The organism is Klebsiella sp. ZJOU C1, assembly GCF_035620215.1.
Taxonomy (GTDB): domain Bacteria; phylum Pseudomonadota; class Gammaproteobacteria; order Enterobacterales; family Enterobacteriaceae; genus Klebsiella; species Klebsiella variicola.
The window spans coordinates 214896-230450 of sequence record NZ_CP141644.1 but is presented as its reverse complement, the minus strand read 5'-3'; the positions used below and the strand labels follow the sequence as shown (position 1 = coordinate 230450).

15 protein-coding genes are annotated in these 15555 nt (G+C 57.1%); 10 read left to right on the top strand and 5 right to left on the bottom strand.

Features of this window, described 5'->3' with window-relative positions; all coding sequences use genetic code 11:
• Nucleotides 1-23: 23 nt before the first annotated feature.
• Together SPE70_RS01090 and SPE70_RS01085 are read right to left on the bottom strand one after the other, a co-directional pair.
• Nucleotides 24-362, bottom strand: coding sequence for a helix-turn-helix domain-containing protein (locus SPE70_RS01090; RefSeq protein ID WP_008807319.1), 339 nt, complete (start codon nucleotides 360-362; stop codon nucleotides 24-26).
• Nucleotides 359-715 carry a type II toxin-antitoxin system RelE/ParE family toxin gene (locus SPE70_RS01085; RefSeq protein ID WP_012969165.1) on the bottom strand — a complete coding sequence of 119 codons (357 nt, stop codon included), beginning with the start codon at nucleotides 713-715 and terminating at the stop codon, nucleotides 359-361. Before SPE70_RS01085 ends, SPE70_RS01090 begins: the two co-directional genes overlap by 4 nt.
• A gap of 199 nt (nucleotides 716-914) precedes the next feature.
• Between SPE70_RS01085 and SPE70_RS01080 the strand changes: the two genes are divergently transcribed.
• The gene (locus SPE70_RS01080) at nucleotides 915-1187 is read left to right on the top strand and encodes a YjbD family protein (RefSeq protein ID WP_004177859.1); all 273 of its coding nucleotides are present in this window, start codon (nucleotides 915-917) and stop codon (nucleotides 1185-1187) included.
• On the opposite strand, the gene rluF is transcribed toward SPE70_RS01080, so the two are convergent.
• On the bottom strand, nucleotides 1184-2059 hold the full coding sequence (gene rluF / locus SPE70_RS01075; RefSeq protein WP_008807321.1) for a 23S rRNA pseudouridine(2604) synthase RluF: 876 nt from the start codon (nucleotides 2057-2059) through the stop codon (nucleotides 1184-1186). The two genes, SPE70_RS01080 and rluF, sit on opposite strands and share 4 nt — an antisense overlap.
• A 349-nt stretch (nucleotides 2060-2408) precedes the next feature.
• On the opposite strand from rluF, the gene SPE70_RS01070 reads away from it, so the two are divergent.
• The 8 genes from SPE70_RS01070 to SPE70_RS01035 all read left to right on the top strand — a co-directional run bounded on the left by SPE70_RS01070 (nucleotide 2409) and on the right by SPE70_RS01035 (nucleotide 8949).
• Nucleotides 2409-3356, top strand: coding sequence for a sugar-binding transcriptional regulator (locus SPE70_RS01070; RefSeq protein WP_002884616.1), 948 nt, complete (start codon nucleotides 2409-2411; stop codon nucleotides 3354-3356).
• 70 nt (nucleotides 3357-3426) lie between these two features.
• Nucleotides 3427-4230, top strand: a complete 804-nt coding sequence (locus SPE70_RS01065; RefSeq protein ID WP_022065225.1) for an SDR family oxidoreductase — start codon at nucleotides 3427-3429, stop codon at nucleotides 4228-4230.
• 9 nt (nucleotides 4231-4239) lie between these two features.
• Entirely contained in the window at nucleotides 4240-4647 is a 408-nt protein-coding gene (locus SPE70_RS01060; RefSeq protein ID WP_002884611.1) for a PTS sugar transporter subunit IIA, read from the top strand.
• Nucleotides 4647-5141, top strand: coding sequence for a mannose/fructose/sorbose PTS transporter subunit IIB (locus tag SPE70_RS01055; RefSeq protein WP_004151751.1), 495 nt, complete (start codon nucleotides 4647-4649; stop codon nucleotides 5139-5141). The genes SPE70_RS01060 and SPE70_RS01055 overlap by 1 nt, the downstream gene beginning before the upstream one ends.
• A gap of 64 nt (nucleotides 5142-5205) precedes the next feature.
• Nucleotides 5206-6006, top strand: a complete 801-nt coding sequence (locus SPE70_RS01050) for a PTS mannose/fructose/sorbose transporter subunit IIC (protein ID WP_002884608.1) — start codon at nucleotides 5206-5208, stop codon at nucleotides 6004-6006.
• An 11-nt stretch (nucleotides 6007-6017) separates the two neighbouring features.
• Nucleotides 6018-6842, top strand: a complete 825-nt coding sequence (locus SPE70_RS01045) for a PTS system mannose/fructose/sorbose family transporter subunit IID (protein ID WP_002884590.1) — start codon at nucleotides 6018-6020, stop codon at nucleotides 6840-6842.
• Nucleotides 6843-6914: 72 nt separating this feature from the next.
• The gene (gene sorE, locus SPE70_RS01040; protein ID WP_008807323.1) at nucleotides 6915-8147 is read left to right on the top strand and encodes an L-sorbose 1-phosphate reductase; all 1233 of its coding nucleotides are present in this window, start codon (nucleotides 6915-6917) and stop codon (nucleotides 8145-8147) included.
• Complete coding sequence (locus SPE70_RS01035; RefSeq protein ID WP_008807324.1) at nucleotides 8140-8949, top strand: shikimate 5-dehydrogenase; 810 nt, start codon at nucleotides 8140-8142, stop codon at nucleotides 8947-8949. Before sorE ends, SPE70_RS01035 begins: the two co-directional genes overlap by 8 nt.
• A gap of 87 nt (nucleotides 8950-9036) precedes the next feature.
• On the opposite strand, the gene SPE70_RS01030 is transcribed toward SPE70_RS01035, so the two are convergent.
• A complete protein-coding gene (locus tag SPE70_RS01030; protein WP_008807325.1) occupies nucleotides 9037-10668 on the bottom strand; it encodes a Na/Pi cotransporter family protein in 1632 nt (543 codons plus the stop codon).
• 130 nt (nucleotides 10669-10798) lie between these two features.
• The gene (gene metH, locus SPE70_RS01025; RefSeq protein ID WP_136047518.1) at nucleotides 10799-14482 is read right to left on the bottom strand and encodes a methionine synthase; all 3684 of its coding nucleotides are present in this window, start codon (nucleotides 14480-14482) and stop codon (nucleotides 10799-10801) included.
• Nucleotides 14483-14676: 194 nt separating this feature from the next.
• On the opposite strand from metH, the gene iclR reads away from it, so the two are divergent.
• Nucleotides 14677-15507: a glyoxylate bypass operon transcriptional repressor IclR gene (iclR, locus tag SPE70_RS01020; protein ID WP_004206826.1), complete on the top strand. Its 831-nt coding sequence runs from the start codon at nucleotides 14677-14679 to the stop codon at nucleotides 15505-15507.
• The last annotated feature ends 48 nt before the right edge of the window (nucleotides 15508-15555 follow it).

Genomic DNA, 15555 nt, shown 5'->3' with positions numbered 1-15555 from the left:
GGGCGCAGGCCCGGGCGTGTGCGTTATCCAATCTGCAAACGTACTGGTTTACCTAACTTCATTAACATCATGACTAACGCATCCAGGGTAAACTTACTGGTTTTCTGATTGACCACATCTGAAATACGCGGGCGCGAAATGCTCAACTTCGCGGCAGCATCGGCCTGCTTCAATTGATGTTCATCTATCCACTCAGCGATTTCCTGCATTAACTGTCGTTTAAGCGCCATCAACTGCTCAACTTCTTTTTCCGCTTGTCCCCGAAGCTGCTCTGCGTCAGCATCATCAAAGCCCAGTTCACTGAATATATTGCTCTCTTCAGAGGTCACATGACGAATACCATCCACCCTCTTACGATTCATTTATGACTCCTGTGTTCCTGCTGTATAACCTGCAAACGGTTTCTGACAATCTGTTTTTCGTGTTCGGCGGTACGTCGCGTCTTTTTGTTAAAACAGTGCAGGACATATATCGCCTCTGCAAAACGGGCCAGATAAATTACCCGATATGCACCGGAAAAGTGGCGCAGGCGGATTTCCTCAACGCCCCGCCCCAGTTGAGGCATCGCTTTCCAGTCCGCAGCCTCTAAACCCGACTGTAAACGATAAAGCTGGAATCCGGCATCTCTGCGGACGTCCTCAGGAAACTGGCGCAGATCGTCAAAGGAAGAGCCCATCCAGACGATACGCCTTAATTTCTGTTGCTGATTGAGCATACCACATCCTTGTATAAAATTTTATACATCTCCCGCCCAAAATTTGTCGTCGTTGGCCAGTAGGCGTGCCGTTACCCTAAGCCAGACCCGCGCACTGGTCACGAACGAGGGAAATATTCTGCGAGGCGCTTTCCGGATGCGTTCTATTTTGCGCTGATTGCCGTACACTGGGTGCTCTGGTCTGACTGAGGGCACCACCATGGCACTCCCCCGTATTACACAAAAAGAGATGACCGAGCGCGAACAGCGCGAATTGAAAACGCTGCTTGACCGCGCGCGTATTGCGCATGGCCGCCCGCTGAGCAATGCGGAAACGAACAGCGTGAAAAAGGAATATATCGATAAGCTGATGGCGCAGCGTGAAGCGGAAGCGAAGAAAGCCCGCCAGGTGAAAAAACAGCAGGCTTATAAAACGGATAAGGAAGCGACCTTTTCCTGGTCGGCGAATACGCCGACCCGCGGCAGGCGTTAACGCCCTTTCTTTTTACGTCCCGGCTGGGTGAAACGTTTCCCGTTAGCAGCCGGGCGGCCCTTATCGTTGCTATTTTCCATCTTCACCACCGGGCGCTTGATGCCGGGAGTCGCCGCTTTGGCCTTCGGCCTGGCTTTCGGCTTCGCTTCGGAAGAGGAGTTTTCAATCAGCTTGAACAGGTCGATCAACTCGTCATCGGTTAGATCACGCCATTCCCCCAAGGGGATCCCCGTCAGGCTCACGTTCATAATCCGCGTACGCTCAAGCTTCGTCACTTCATAGCCAAAGTGCTCGCACATACGACGGATCTGGCGATTCAGCCCCTGCACCAGAGTGATGCGGAAAACGAACGGCGCCTCTTTCTTCACTTTACATTTTTTCGTCACCGTCCCGAGAATCGGCACCCCCGCGCCCATCCCGCGAATGAACTCATCGGTCACTGGCTTATCGACCGTCACCAGATACTCTTTTTCATGGTCGTTGCCGGCACGCAGGATCTTGTTCACCAGATCACCGTGGTTGGTGAGGAAGATCAGCCCCTGAGAATCTTTATCCAGACGGCCAATAGGGAAGATACGCTTGCTGTGGTTGACGAAGTCGACAATATTGTCGCGTTCGCCATCTTCGGTGGTGCTCACAATACCGACCGGCTTATTCAGCGCAATCAGCACCAGATCATCCGCTTCACGCGGCTCAATCAACCGTCCGTTCACTTTGACCAGGTCACCAGGCTTCACCTGATCGCCAATGGTGGCGCGCTTGCCATTAATAAAGACGTTGCCTTGTTCAATAAAGCGGTCCGCTTCGCGACGCGAGCAGATGCCGCTTTCGCTGATGTATTTATTTAATCGGGTTGATGAGTCGGGCAGCATAGATTCTCCTGTAAAAGCGAAATATACCCTACCTTGTGGGCGAGAAAAAAGATGTGCCTTTGCGCCCTCCGGCGCAAGGTGTGATCGACTACGCCTTTTTTCACAAAAGTGTCCCGCTCAACGCCTGGCAACTTTGCATGATGAAATATCACAGAATCAGCGATTTAGCGTGCAATGCACAAAGGTGCCAACAACCCGCTATTGATAACGCAAATGTGCAAGATTATTCGCCAGATTAGGGTGATGAAATAAAAGAAAATCGCTTTAAACGGTGGCTCTAATAGGGTTATATCAGATCAACAGCACAAACCCGCGATTTGCACAAATGTGCAGGAGCCTGCAGATGACCATGGAAAACAGCGATGATATCCGGTTGATTGTCAAAATCGCCCAGCTCTATTACGAGCAGGATATGACTCAGGCGCAAATCGCTCGCGAGCTGGGGATCTATCGCACCACCATCAGTCGCCTGCTGAAGCGCGGCCGCGAGCAGGGCATTGTTACCATCGCCATCAACTATGACTACAATGAAAACCTGTGGCTCGAGCAACAGCTCAAGCAAAAATTTGGCCTGAAAGAGGCGGTGGTTGCCAGCAGCGATGGGCTGCTGGAAGAAGAACAGCTGAGTGCGATGGGCCAGCATGGCGCCCTGCTTGTCGATCGGTTGCTGGAGCCAGGCGATATCATCGGTTTTTCATGGGGCCGCGCCGTGCGTTCTCTGGTGGAGAACCTGCCGCAGGCCAGCCAGTCACGCCAGGTGATCTGCGTCCCCATCATCGGTGGACCTTCCGGTAAACTGGAGAGCCGCTACCATGTGAACACCTTAACCTACGGCGCGGCAGCCAGACTGAAAGCGGAATCCCACCTTGCCGATTTTCCAGCTCTGCTGGATAACCCGCTGATCCGCAACGGCATCATGCAGTCCCAGCATTTTAAAACCATCTCATCCTACTGGGACAGCCTGGATGTGGCGCTGGTGGGTATTGGTTCACCGGCCATTCGCGACGGCGCAAACTGGCACGCCTTCTACGGCAGCGAAGAGAGCGACGATCTCAACGCCCGCCACGTCGCCGGGGATATCTGTTCGCGTTTCTACGATATTAACGGCGGGTTAGTCGATACCAATATGAGCGAAAAAACCCTGTCGATCGAAATGGCGAAGCTCCGCCAGGCTCGCTATTCCATCGGCATCGCCATGGGGGAAGAGAAATACTCTGGCATTCTTGGCGCATTGCACGGACGCTATATTAATTGTCTGGTGACAAACAGAGAAACGGCTGAGTTATTACTGAAATAACACACAGGATATGATTTCACGCAGCACCCGCTGCGGGGGATCCCTTTATCTAAAGAAATGGGAGTGAATAATGAATACCTGGTTAAATTTAAAAGATAACATCATTATCGTGACCGGCGGCGCCTCGGGAATTGGGCTGGCCATTGTCGATGAATTATTATCACAAGGTGCTCATGTCCAGATGATTGATATTCATGGCGGCGATCGTCATCACAATGGCGATAATTATCACTTCTGGCCGACGGATATTTCCAGCGCGACAGAGGTGCAACAGACTATCGATGCCATTATTCAGCGCTGGTCGCGTATTGATGGTTTGGTCAATAACGCTGGCGTGAATTTCCCGCGTTTATTAGTCGACGAAAAAGCACCGGCCGGCCGCTATGAATTAAACGAAGCCGCTTTTGAAAAAATGGTCAATATCAACCAGAAAGGGGTGTTTTTCATGTCGCAGGCGGTGGCGCGTCAAATGGTCAAACAGCGCGCCGGTGTGATTGTCAATGTCTCTTCGGAGAGCGGCCTGGAAGGCTCTGAAGGTCAAAGCTGCTACGCCGCGACCAAGGCCGCGCTCAACAGCTTTACCCGCTCCTGGTCCAAAGAATTGGGTAAATATGGGATCCGCGTGGTCGGCGTTGCGCCGGGGATCCTCGAAAAAACCGGTCTGCGGACACCGGAATATGAAGAGGCGCTGGCCTGGACGCGCAATATCACCGTCGAGCAACTTCGCGAGGGATATACCAAAAACGCCATTCCCATCGGGCGGGCAGGAAAGCTCTCGGAAGTGGCTGATTTTGTTTGCTATCTCTTGTCAGCGCGCGCCAGCTACATCACCGGAGTCACCACTAACATTGCCGGCGGAAAAACGCGCGGTTAAGGAGGCAGTATGGTTCACGCTATCTTCTGCGCCCACGGCCAGCTGGCCGGGGCCATGCTTGATTCGGTATGCATGGTCTACGGCGAGGTTAACGTCAGCGCCGTCGCGTTTGTCCCCGGCGAAAACGCGGCGGATATCGCCATTAACCTGGAAAAGTTAGTAAGCGCCCACACCGATGAGGAGTGGGTAATCGCGGTAGATTTGCAGTGCGGAAGCCCATGGAATGCCGCAGCTGGGCTGGCAATGCGTCACCCGCAGATCCGGGTGATTAGCGGCCTGTCGCTGCCGCTGGCGCTCGAGCTGGTGGATAACCAGCATACCCTGAGCGCCGATGACTTATGCCAGCATCTGCAGGCCATCGCCAGTCAGTGCTGTGTGGTCTGGCAGCAGCCAGAAACCGTTGAGGAGGAGTTCTGATGCAAATTACCCTCGCCCGTATTGATGACCGACTGATTCATGGCCAGGTCACCACCGTGTGGTCAAAAGTCGCCAACGCCCAGCGGATAATTATCTGCAATGACGATGTATTTAACGATGAGGTTCGCCGGACCCTGTTGCGCCAGGCGGCTCCGCCAGGCATGAAGGTAAACGTTGTCAGTCTGGAAAAAGCGGTTGCGGTCTATCATAACCCGCAATATCAGGACGAGACCGTCTTTTATTTATTTACCAATCCACACGATGTTTTAACGATGGTGCGCCAGGGCGTGCAGATCGCCACGTTAAATATTGGTGGCATGGCCTGGCGACCCGGTAAAAAACAGCTAACCAAAGCCGTTTCTTTGGATCCGCAGGATATTCAGGCATTCCGTGAACTCGATAAACTGGGCGTAAAACTCGATTTACGCGTGGTCGCATCAGATCCGTCAGTCAATATTCTCGACAAAATTAACGAAACAGCTTTCTGCGAATAAAAATAGCGCCTGTTGTGATATGCCGTAGCAGGCAGGATGACTCACACCTTAAAGGTCATAAATTATGGAAATTAGTACCCTACAGATAATAGCCATATTTATTTTTTCCTGTATTGCCGGAATGGGCAGCGTGCTGGATGAATTTCAGACCCATCGGCCCCTTATCGCCTGTACCGTGATTGGCCTCATCCTGGGCGATTTAAAAACCGGGGTTATGCTCGGCGGTACGCTGGAGCTGATCGCCCTCGGCTGGATGAACGTGGGGGCAGCGCAGTCGCCAGATTCGGCGCTGGCCAGCATTATCTCCGCCATTCTGGTGATTGTGGGCCACCAGAGCATTGCCACCGGTATCGCCATTGCTCTGCCGGTGGCCGCCGCCGGGCAGGTGCTGACCGTTTTCGCCCGTACCATTACCGTGGTGTTCCAGCACGCCGCGGACAAAGCGGCCGAGGAGGCGCGCTTTCGCACCATCGACCTGCTGCATGTCTCCGCACTGGGGGTGCAGGCACTGCGCGTGGCAATCCCGGCGCTGGTGGTCTCGCTGTTCGTTAGCGCGGACATGGTCAGCAGTATGCTCAGCGCGATCCCGGAATTCGTCACCCGCGGCCTGCAGATTGCCGGTGGTTTCATTGTCGTCGTGGGCTACGCGATGGTGCTGCGAATGATGGGCGTGAAGTACCTGATGCCCTTCTTTTTCCTCGGTTTTCTCGCCGGGGGTTATCTCGACTTCAGCCTGCTGGCCTTCGGCGGCGTGGGCGTCATCATCGCGCTGATCTACATCCAGCTCAATCCACAGTGGCGTAAGGCTGAACCCGCCGCCTCCACTGCCCCCTCTGCCCCCGCCCTTGACCAGCTTGACGACTAATGGAGCCGAAAATGGAACAGAAAAAAATCACGCAAGGCGACCTGGTGAGCATGTTTCTCCGCTCCAACCTCCAGCAGGCCTCCTTTAACTTCGAACGTATTCATGGCCTGGGATTTTGCTACGACATGATCCCGGCGATCAAACGCCTGTATCCGCTCAAAGCCGATCAGGTCGCGGCGCTGAAGCGTCATCTGGTGTTCTTTAATACCACGCCGGCGGTGTGTGGCCCGGTGATCGGCGTCACCGCCGCCATGGAGGAGGCCCGGGCTAACGGCGCGGCCATTGACGATGGCGCTATCAACGGCATCAAAGTGGGTCTGATGGGCCCGCTGGCCGGCGTCGGCGACCCGCTGGTCTGGGGCACGCTGCGGCCGATTACCGCGGCCCTTGGCGCCTCGCTGGCCCTCTCCGGCAACATTCTGGGACCTTTGTTATTTTTCTTTATTTTCAATGCAGTGCGGCTGGCAATGAAGTGGTACGGCCTGCAACTGGGCTTCCGTAAAGGGGTCAATATCGTCAGCGATATGGGCGGTAACCTGCTGCAGAAGCTGACCGAAGGCGCCTCCATTCTCGGCCTGTTTGTCATGGGGGTGCTGGTGACCAAATGGACCACCATCAATGTGCCGCTGGTGGTTTCCCAAACGCCCGGTGCAGACGGCGCCACCGTCACGATGACCGTCCAGAACATCCTCGATCAGCTCTGCCCCGGCCTGCTGGCGCTGGGCCTGACGCTACTGATGGTGCGTCTGCTGAACAAGAAAGTGAATCCGGTCTGGCTGATTTTCGCCCTTTTCGGCTTAGGCATTATCGGCAACGCCCTCGGCTTTCTGTCCTGATTATTCCGCCCCGGCGATGCCGGGGTGACGTCAACAACATAGCCCCGAAAGATGAAGGGGATGAGGTGGTTTATGCAAACAACAACGGCCCTGCGCCTGTATGGCAAACGAGACCTGCGCCTGGAAACCTTTACCCTCCCGGCGATGCAGGACGATGAGATCCTCGCCCGGGTGGTCACGGACAGCCTGTGTCTTTCCTCATGGAAAGAGGCCAATCAGGGTGCCGATCATAAAAAGGTGCCAGATGATGTGGCCACCAGGCCCATTATTATCGGTCATGAATTCTGCGGCGAAATCCTTGCCGTCGGTAAAAAGTGGCAGCATAAGTTTCAGCCAGGGCAGCGCTACGTGATTCAGGCCAACCTGCAGTTGCCCGACCGACCCGACTGCCCCGGCTACTCATTCCCATGGATCGGTGGCGAAGCCACCCATGTGGTGATCCCCAATGAGGTGATGGCGCAGGATTGCCTGCTCACCTGGGAGGGGGATACCTGGTTTGAAGGATCGCTGGTGGAGCCGCTCTCCTGCGTCATTGGCGCTTTCAACGCCAATTATCATCTGCAGGAGGGGAGTTACAACCACGTGATGGGGATCCGTCCTCAGGGACGCACTCTGATCCTGGGCGGGACGGGGCCGATGGGGCTGCTGGCTATCGACTATGCGCTGCACGGCCCCATCAATCCTTCACTACTGGTAGTGACCGATACCAATAAGCCGAAGCTCAGCTACGCCCGCCGTCATTACCCCTCTGAGCCGCAGACGCTGATCCACTACCTCGACGGCCATGAGGCCAGTCGCGATACGCTGCTGGCGCTCAGCGGCGGCCATGGCTTCGACGATATCTTCGTGTTTGTGCCAAACGAACAGCTGATCACCCTGGCCTCCTCGTTGCTGGCCCCGGACGGCTGCCTGAATTTCTTTGCTGGCCCCCAGGATAAGCAATTCAGCGCCCCGATCAACTTCTACGACGTGCACTACGCCTTTACCCACTACGTCGGCACCTCCGGCGGTAATACTGACGATATGCGCGCCGCGGTGGCGCTGATGCAGGCGAAAAAGGTCCAGACGGCGAAAGTGGTCACCCATATTCTCGGCCTGAACGCCGCGGGCGAAACCACCCTCGATCTGCCTGCCGTCGGCGGGGGAAAAAAGCTGGTGTATACCGGAAAAGCCTTCCCGCTCACGCCGCTGGGCGAGATCGCCGATCCCGAACTGGCAGCGATTGTGGCGCGTCACCATGGGATCTGGTCCCAGGAGGCTGAAGCGTATCTGCTGGCCCACGCGGAGGATATTACGCATGATTAACCGCGATACGCTGCTGTGCATCTCCCTGGCGGGTCGCCCCGGCAACTTCGGCACCCGCTTTCATAACTATCTGTATGACAAGCTGGGATTGAACTACCTCTACAAAGCCTTTACGACTAAGGATATTGAGGCGGCGGTAAAAGGGGTTCGCGCATTGGGTATCCGCGGCTGTGCGGTCTCCATGCCGTTTAAAGAGAGCTGCATACCGTTTCTTGACGCGATCGATCCGTCAGCAAAAGTCATCGACTCCGTCAACACCATCGTCAATGACGACGGGAAGTTAACCGGGCTAAACACCGATTACATCGCGGTCAAAAGCCTGATCGCCAGCCATCGGCTCGATACCAACGCCAGAGTGATGATTCAGGGTAGCGGCGGCATGGGGAAAGCCGTCATTGCCGCCTTCCGTGATGCCGGTTTCCGCGACGTGATCATTGCGGCCCGCAATCGCCAGCGCGGCCTGGCGCTGGCAAAACAGTATGGCTTTCAGTGGCAGCCCCTGCCCGAAGGGATCGCAGCCGAGATTCTGGTCAATGTCACACCGCTGGGCATGGCAGGGGGAGCGGAAAGTAACACGCTGGCGTTCAGCAAGGCCATGGTGGCCCAGGCCAGCGTCGTGTTTGACGTGGTCGCGTTGCCGGCGGAAACTCCGCTGATCCGCCTGGCGCAACAACGGGGTAAGCAAACCATCAGCGGTGCGGAAGTCATTGCCCTGCAAGCTGTCGAGCAGTTCGCCCTTTATACCGGCGTACGACCGGATAACGCGCTGGTGGCAGAAGCCTCGGCGTTTGCCAGAAGCTAGGATGTCCCTCCCGGGAAGGCGTCAGCCACGTCCCGGGAGGGCTACCTCGCCAGAAAAGAAGCGACATAGACGGAAAAATAATCCGTCTCAGTAGTCATCCCGTTCGTCGTCTTCATCCGGCTGCTCCATCACGCTGTAAGCCACTGAGCAGAACAGGCTGTTCAGACGCTTCATATCCCCCAGCAGCGCCAGGTGCAACGTACTGGTTTCGATACTCTGCACGTTCTGCTGATGCAGACGGTCAACGTGCGCATGCGAGTAACGGCGGTTAAGAATGCGGAACCGGTGTTTGCTGCGCCGCAGACGGCGGGCGCTGGGTACATCGCTGGAGAAGAAGACCGACATCGCCAGCTGCAGATTGCTGAGCAACAGATCGTACAGCGCATCCAGCTCCTTTAACCCTTCCACCGAGAAGGCGCGCCGCGCCGCCAGCGATTTATCGGCGATCTCGCTGCCCATCCGCTCGACGATATCGGACGCCTGCTCGAGGTTTAGCGACATCTCAATGATTTCCGCCCAGCGCCGGGACTCCTCCTCCGCCAGCTCATCCTTTGGCATTCGCGCCAGATAGAGCTTAATGGCGGTGTAGAGCACGTTGATATCGTCCGCCATACGACGTAGCTCTTTCTCCTGACGCGGTTCGCCATGCATCACTTTATGCAGGCTCCCCAGCATCTGCTCCATCGCATCTCCAATGCGCAGCGTCTCGCGCGCGGCATTGGCCAGCGCCAGCGCTGGCGTATCCAGCGCCGACGGGTCAAGATGCTTGGGTTTCAGCTGGTTATCCAGCTCGGGCTCATCGCGGATCATACGCTGGCACAGCTTCGCCATCGGTCCGGCAAAGGGCACCATCGCGATGCAGCGCAGCAGGTTATAAAAGACGTGGAAGTAGATAACCAGCTCAGACTCCGCCAACGGCAGCTTGTGCATCGCCGCGGCCAGCGGATGGACAAATGGCAGAATAATCAGGCTCCCCACCAGCTTAAACAGCAGGCTACCCAGCGCCACGCGGCGCGCCGCCGCGTTTGCCGCGCTGTTGTTGAGCATCGCCAACAGCCCGGAGCCCAGGTTGGCGCCAATTACCAGGCACAGCGCCACCGGGAAGGAGATTGCTCCCGCCGCGGTCAGCGTCGCCGTCAGCAGCACCGCCGCCAGGCTGGAGTAGCTGATGATCGCGAATACGGCGCCAATTAAGGCATCCAGCATGATATCGCCGGTCAGCGAGGCGAAAATCACCTGCACGCCGTTGGCCTGGGTGATGGGGTTCACGGCCTGCACAATCAGCTCCAGGGCCAGCAGGATCAGCCCCAGACCAATCCCCACTCGCCCCAGCTGCCCGGCGCGGGTTTGCTTGCGGCCAAGGAAGAAGATCACCCCGATAAAAATGAGTAGCGGCGATAGCCACGACAGGTCGAAGGTCAGCACCCTCGCCATCAGCGCCGTCCCGACGTCGGCCCCCAGCACCATTACCAGCGCTGGCGTCAGGCCCACCAGATCCTGGGCGACAAACGAGGTCACCAGCATGGTGGTGGCATTGCTGCTTTGCACCAGCGCAGTGACGCCAAGACCCGCGCAGAAGGCGAGCGGCTTTTTCTCTACGCTGCTACTGAGAACGGTACGCAGGCGAGCGCCATAGACGCGCATCACCCCGGTACGCACAATATGCGTGCCCCACACCAGCAGAGCAACCGCGGACAACAGGTGTAGCAGAGTTAACACGGAATCAGCTTCTCCTTATCATTATAGGTTTTCCGAAGATCAGGAACCTCTCTCAGTATAAGGGGTTAACCTCAATAAAGAGACAAGGCGCTCACAGAGCGCCTTGTTTGTTGTAAGGAAAGGTGACGATTTAGTCGGCATCATAGCCCAGATTAGGCGCTAACCAGCGTTCGACTTCCGCCGGGGTCATCCCTTTACGCAGCGCGTAGTCTTCGACCTGGTCGCGCTGGATCTGCGCCACGGCGAAGTACTTGCTGTCCGGATGGCTGAAGTACCAGCCGGAAACCGATGCCCCGGGCCACATGGCGAACGATTCGGTCAGCTTCATGCCGGTATGGGCTTCGACGTCCAGCAGCTGCCAGATGGTGCCTTTTTCGGTGTGCTCCGGACAGGCCGGATACCCCGGCGCCGGACGGATCCCCTGGTAATTCTCGCGAATAAGTTCCTCATTGCTGAGGTTCTCATTGGCCGCATACCCCCAGTAGACCTTGCGCACTTTCTCATGCAGATACTCGGCGAAGGCTTCCGCCAGACGATCGGCGATGGCCTTGATCATGATCTTGTTATAGTCATCATGCTGCGCTTCATAGGCGTCCGCCAGCGCGTCCTCTTCCAGGCCGCCGGTCACGGCAAAGGCGCCGATGTAGTCCGCCTTGCCGCTCAGCTTCGGCGCGACAAAATCGGCGAGGCAGTAGTTCGCGAAGCCGACCTTTTCCGTCTGCTGACGCAGATGATGGCTCACCGTCAGCACGTGGGTGCGGGTTTCATCGCGATAAATTTCAATATCGTCGCCCACGCGGTTGGCCGGGAACAACCCGACCACGCCGCGCGGGTTCAGGGTTTTCTCTGCGCTGAGTTTATCTAACAAATCGTTGGCGTCTTTGAACAGGCGCTGTGCCTCTTCGCCCACCACTTCATCTTCCAGAATCCGCGGGTATTTACCCGCCAGCGACCAGGTCATGAAGAACGGCGTCCAGTCGATGTAGTTGCGCAGCGTCTCGATGCTCGCTTCCACCTCCTGTACCCCCAGGCGATGGGCCACCGGCGGCGTGTAGCTCTCCCAGTCGAAGGCCAGATCGTTTTCCCGCGCGGCGGCCAGGGTCACCGGCGGCGTGCGCGGTTTTTTACGCCCATGCTGAATACGCACGGTCTCATACTCTTTACGCGTGCGGGCGACAAAATCATCGCGCTGCGTATCCGAGAGCAGCGCAGCCACCACCCCGACGGTGCGCGAGGCGTTCTGTACGTAAACGGTCGGGCCACTGTAGTTCTGCTCGATTTTCACCGCCGTATGCGCTTTCGAGGTAGTCGCGCCACCGATCAGCAGCGGGATGGTAAAGCCCTGGCGCTCCATCTCTTTCGCCACGTTAACCATCTCGTCCAGTGACGGAGTAATCAGCCCGGAAAGGCCGATCAGATCCGCATTGACCTCTTTGGCGGTTTTGAGAATTTTATCCGCCGGGACCATCACGCCAAGATCGATAATTTCGTAGTTATTACACTGCAGCACCACGCCGACGATATTTTTACCAATGTCGTGAACGTCGCCTTTTACGGTGGCAATCACCATTTTGCCGTTACTGGAGCCCTGTTCTTTGCTGGCTTCGATATAAGGTTCGAGGTAGGCCACCGCCTGTTTCATCACGCGAGCGGATTTCACCACCTGCGGCAGGAACATTTTACCTTCGCCGAACAGGTCGCCGACCACGTTCATGCCGTCCATCAGCGGCCCTTCAATCACCTCAATCGGGCGGGCAGCCTGCTGACGCGCTTCTTCGGTGTCCTGTTCGATAAATTCGGTAATGCCCTTCACCAGCGAATATTCGAGACGCTTTTTCACGTCCCAACTGCGCCATTCCGCCTGCTGAGCATTCGCGCCGTCGTCCGCTTTGCTGCCGCGATATTTTTCCGCCAGCTCAAGTAACCGTTCGGTACTGTCATCGCGGCGGTTAAGGATCACATCTTCGACCGCGTCGCGCAGCTCGCACGGCAGATCGTCGTAAATCGCCAGCTGGCCGGCGTTGACGATCCCCATATCCATGCCGTTACGGATAGCGTAGTAGAGGAACACGGCGTGGATCGCCTCACGTACCGGGTCATTACCGCGGAACGAGAACGACACGTTGGAGACGCCGCCGGAGATCAGCGCATGCGGCAGCTCGCGTTTGATGTCTTCGCAGGCGCCGATAAAGTCCTGCGCATAGTTATTGTGCTCTTCGATACCGGTCGCTACCGCAAAGATATTGGGATCAAAGATGATATCTTCTGGCGGGAAGCCGACCTCTTCAGTGAGAATTTTGTAAGCGCGACGGCAAATCTCAATTTTGCGTTCGCGGGTGTCGGCCTGGCCCACTTCGTCAAAGGCCATCACCACTACCGCGGCGCCATAACGGCGAACCAGCTTCGCATGGTGGATAAAAGGTTCAACGCCCTCTTTCATCGAAATCGAGTTAACAATGCCTTTGCCCTGAATGCATTTCAAACCCTTTTCAATGACTTCCCACTTGGAGGAGTCGATCATGATCGGCACGCGGGCAATGTCCGGCTCGCCGGCAATCAGGTTGAGGAAGCGCACCATCGCCGCTTCCGCGTCGAGCATCCCCTCATCCATGTTGATATCGATAATCTGCGCGCCGCTTTCGACCTGCTGACGGGCAACGTCCAGCGCTTCGCTGTACTTCTCTTCTTTGATCAAGCGCTTAAATTTCGCCGAGCCGGTGACGTTGGTACGTTCGCCGACGTTAACGAACAGGCTGTCGTCGCCGATGTTCAGCGGCTCCAGGCCGGCGAGGCGGCAGGCCACCGGCAGTTCCGGCAACTGGCGCGGCGGTAAACCGGCCACCGCCCGGCTCATAGCGGCAATATGCTCCGGGGTCGTACCGCAGCAGCCGCCGACGATATTGAGGAAACCGGCTTCCGCCCATTCGCGAATTTGCGTCGCCATGGTGTCGGCATCCAGATCGTATTCACCGAAGGCGTTGGGCAGACCGGCGTTCGGGTGCGCCGTGACGTAGCATTCGGCGATGCGCGACAGCTCCTGGACATACTGCCGCAGTTCGTCCGGCCCGAGGGCGCAGTTCAGACCAAACGATAAGGCTTCGGCGTGACGCAGCGAGTTATAAAAGGCTTCGGTGGTCTGTCCGGAAAGCGTGCGGCCGGACGCATCGGTGATGGTGCCGGAGATCATCAGCGGCAGGTCAACGCCCAGCGCCTCCAGCTCCTCTTTCACCGCATAGATGGCCGCCTTGGCGTTCAGAGTATCAAATACCGTTTCAATCAGGATCAGATCCACGCCACCTTCCACCAGCGCCCGGGTGGATTCGCGATAGGCAGCCACCAGCTGGTCAAAGGTAATATTACGGAACGCCGGATCGTTCACATCAGGCGAAATAGAGGCGGTACGGTTGGTCGGGCCAAGCACGCCCGCGACGTAGCGCGGTTTTTCCGGCGTGCGGGCCGTCCAGGCGTCGGCGCTGGCGCGGGCCAGCTTCGCCGCGGCAAAGTTGATCTCGGCCGACAGGGATTCCATCTGGTAATCCGCCATCGCGATGGTCGTCGAGTTAAAGGTGTTGGTCTCAATGATATCCGCACCGGCCTCGAAGTAGGCGTCGTGGATCTCGCGGATCACCTCGGGCTTGCTGAGCACCAGCAGGTCGTTGTTGCCTTTCAGGTCGCACGGCCAGTCAGCAAAGCGCTCACCGCGAAAGTCCTGCTCACTCAGACGATAGCCCTGGATCATGGTGCCCATGCCCCCATCCAGAACCAGAATACGTTCTTTTAACTGCTGATGCAGTTGCTCAACTTTGCTGCTCACACTTGCTCCCGACAACGCTCAACTCAGGCCAAATAGCCAACAAACCATACTGGCATAAACCACCGGAGCGGAAAAGACAACAACAGGCAATATGAGACATGTTCAGCTTCACTCCTCCGATGAGTCCGGTTGTGATTGCATTATCGCCAAATAAAACGAAAATCATTTCCACGATACAGAAAAAGGAGTCCGCGATGGCCACTACCCCCGTTCCCGCGAAACGCGGCAGAAAACCCGCGGCTGCCACCGCCCAGCAGGCTGGCGGTCAGGTTCAGTCGCTGACCCGCGGCCTGAAATTGCTCGAATGGATTGCCGAGTCCCACAGCAGCGTCGCGCTAACCGAGCTGGCGCAGCAGGCGGGTCTGCCCAACTCCACCACCCACCGCCTGCTGACCACCATGCAGCAGCTGGGCTTCGTCCGCCAGGTGGGCGAGCTGGGCCACTGGGCCGTCGGGGCGCATGCCTTCGTGGTCGGCAGCAGCTTTCTGCAAAGCCGCAATCTGCTGGCGATTGTCCACCCGATCCTGCGCCAGCTGATGGAAGATTCCGGTGAAACGGTGAATCTGGCGGTGCTTGACCAGAGCGACCACCAGGCGATCATTATCGACCAGGTGCAGTGCACCCAGCTGATGCGTATGTCGGCGCCGATCGGCGGTAAGCTGCCGATGCACGCCTCCGGCGCCGGGAAGGCGTTTCTCTCGCAATTAAGCGAAGAGCAGGTCACCAGCCTGCTGCACCGTAAAGGGCTGCATGCCTATACGCATGCCACGCTGGTCTCGCCGCTGCATCTGAAGGAAGATTTAGCGCAGACCCGCAAGCGGGGCTACTCTTTCGATGACGAGGAGCACGCGCTCGGCCTGCGCTGCGTCGCCGCCTGCATTTATGATGAACATCGCGAACCGTTCGCGGCAATCTCCATCTCCGGGCCGATTTCACGCATGACCGATGACCGGGTGACCGAGCTGGGCGCGCTGGTGATCAAAGCGGCGAAGGAAGTGACGCTGGCGTATGGCGGGGTTAAATAAAAAAATGCCCCACTGGGGCATTTTAAGTAGGCCTGATAAGCGTAGCGC

What these genes read in the sequence shown, in the direction of transcription:
- SPE70_RS01080 (WP_004177859.1), top strand. Translation starts at nt 915, where the DNA reads ATGGCACTCCCCCGTATTACACAAAAAGAGATGACCGAGCGCGAACAG.
- SPE70_RS01090 (WP_008807319.1), bottom strand. Translation starts at nt 362, where the DNA reads ATGAATCGTAAGAGGGTGGATGGTATTCGTCATGTGACCTCTGAAGAG.
- SPE70_RS01070 (WP_002884616.1), top strand. Translation starts at nt 2,409, where the DNA reads ATGGAAAACAGCGATGATATCCGGTTGATTGTCAAAATCGCCCAGCTC.
- SPE70_RS01060 (WP_002884611.1), top strand. Translation starts at nt 4,240, where the DNA reads ATGGTTCACGCTATCTTCTGCGCCCACGGCCAGCTGGCCGGGGCCATG.
- SPE70_RS01065 (WP_022065225.1), top strand. Translation starts at nt 3,427, where the DNA reads ATGAATACCTGGTTAAATTTAAAAGATAACATCATTATCGTGACCGGC.
- SPE70_RS01085 (WP_012969165.1), bottom strand. Translation starts at nt 715, where the DNA reads ATGCTCAATCAGCAACAGAAATTAAGGCGTATCGTCTGGATGGGCTCT.
- SPE70_RS01050 (WP_002884608.1), top strand. Translation starts at nt 5,206, where the DNA reads ATGGAAATTAGTACCCTACAGATAATAGCCATATTTATTTTTTCCTGT.
- SPE70_RS01035 (WP_008807324.1), top strand. Translation starts at nt 8,140, where the DNA reads ATGATTAACCGCGATACGCTGCTGTGCATCTCCCTGGCGGGTCGCCCC.
- sorE (WP_008807323.1), top strand. Translation starts at nt 6,915, where the DNA reads ATGCAAACAACAACGGCCCTGCGCCTGTATGGCAAACGAGACCTGCGC.
- SPE70_RS01045 (WP_002884590.1), top strand. Translation starts at nt 6,018, where the DNA reads ATGGAACAGAAAAAAATCACGCAAGGCGACCTGGTGAGCATGTTTCTC.
- rluF (WP_008807321.1), bottom strand. Translation starts at nt 2,059, where the DNA reads ATGCTGCCCGACTCATCAACCCGATTAAATAAATACATCAGCGAAAGC.
- SPE70_RS01055 (WP_004151751.1), top strand. Translation starts at nt 4,647, where the DNA reads ATGCAAATTACCCTCGCCCGTATTGATGACCGACTGATTCATGGCCAG.
- iclR (WP_004206826.1), top strand. Translation starts at nt 14,677, where the DNA reads ATGGCCACTACCCCCGTTCCCGCGAAACGCGGCAGAAAACCCGCGGCT.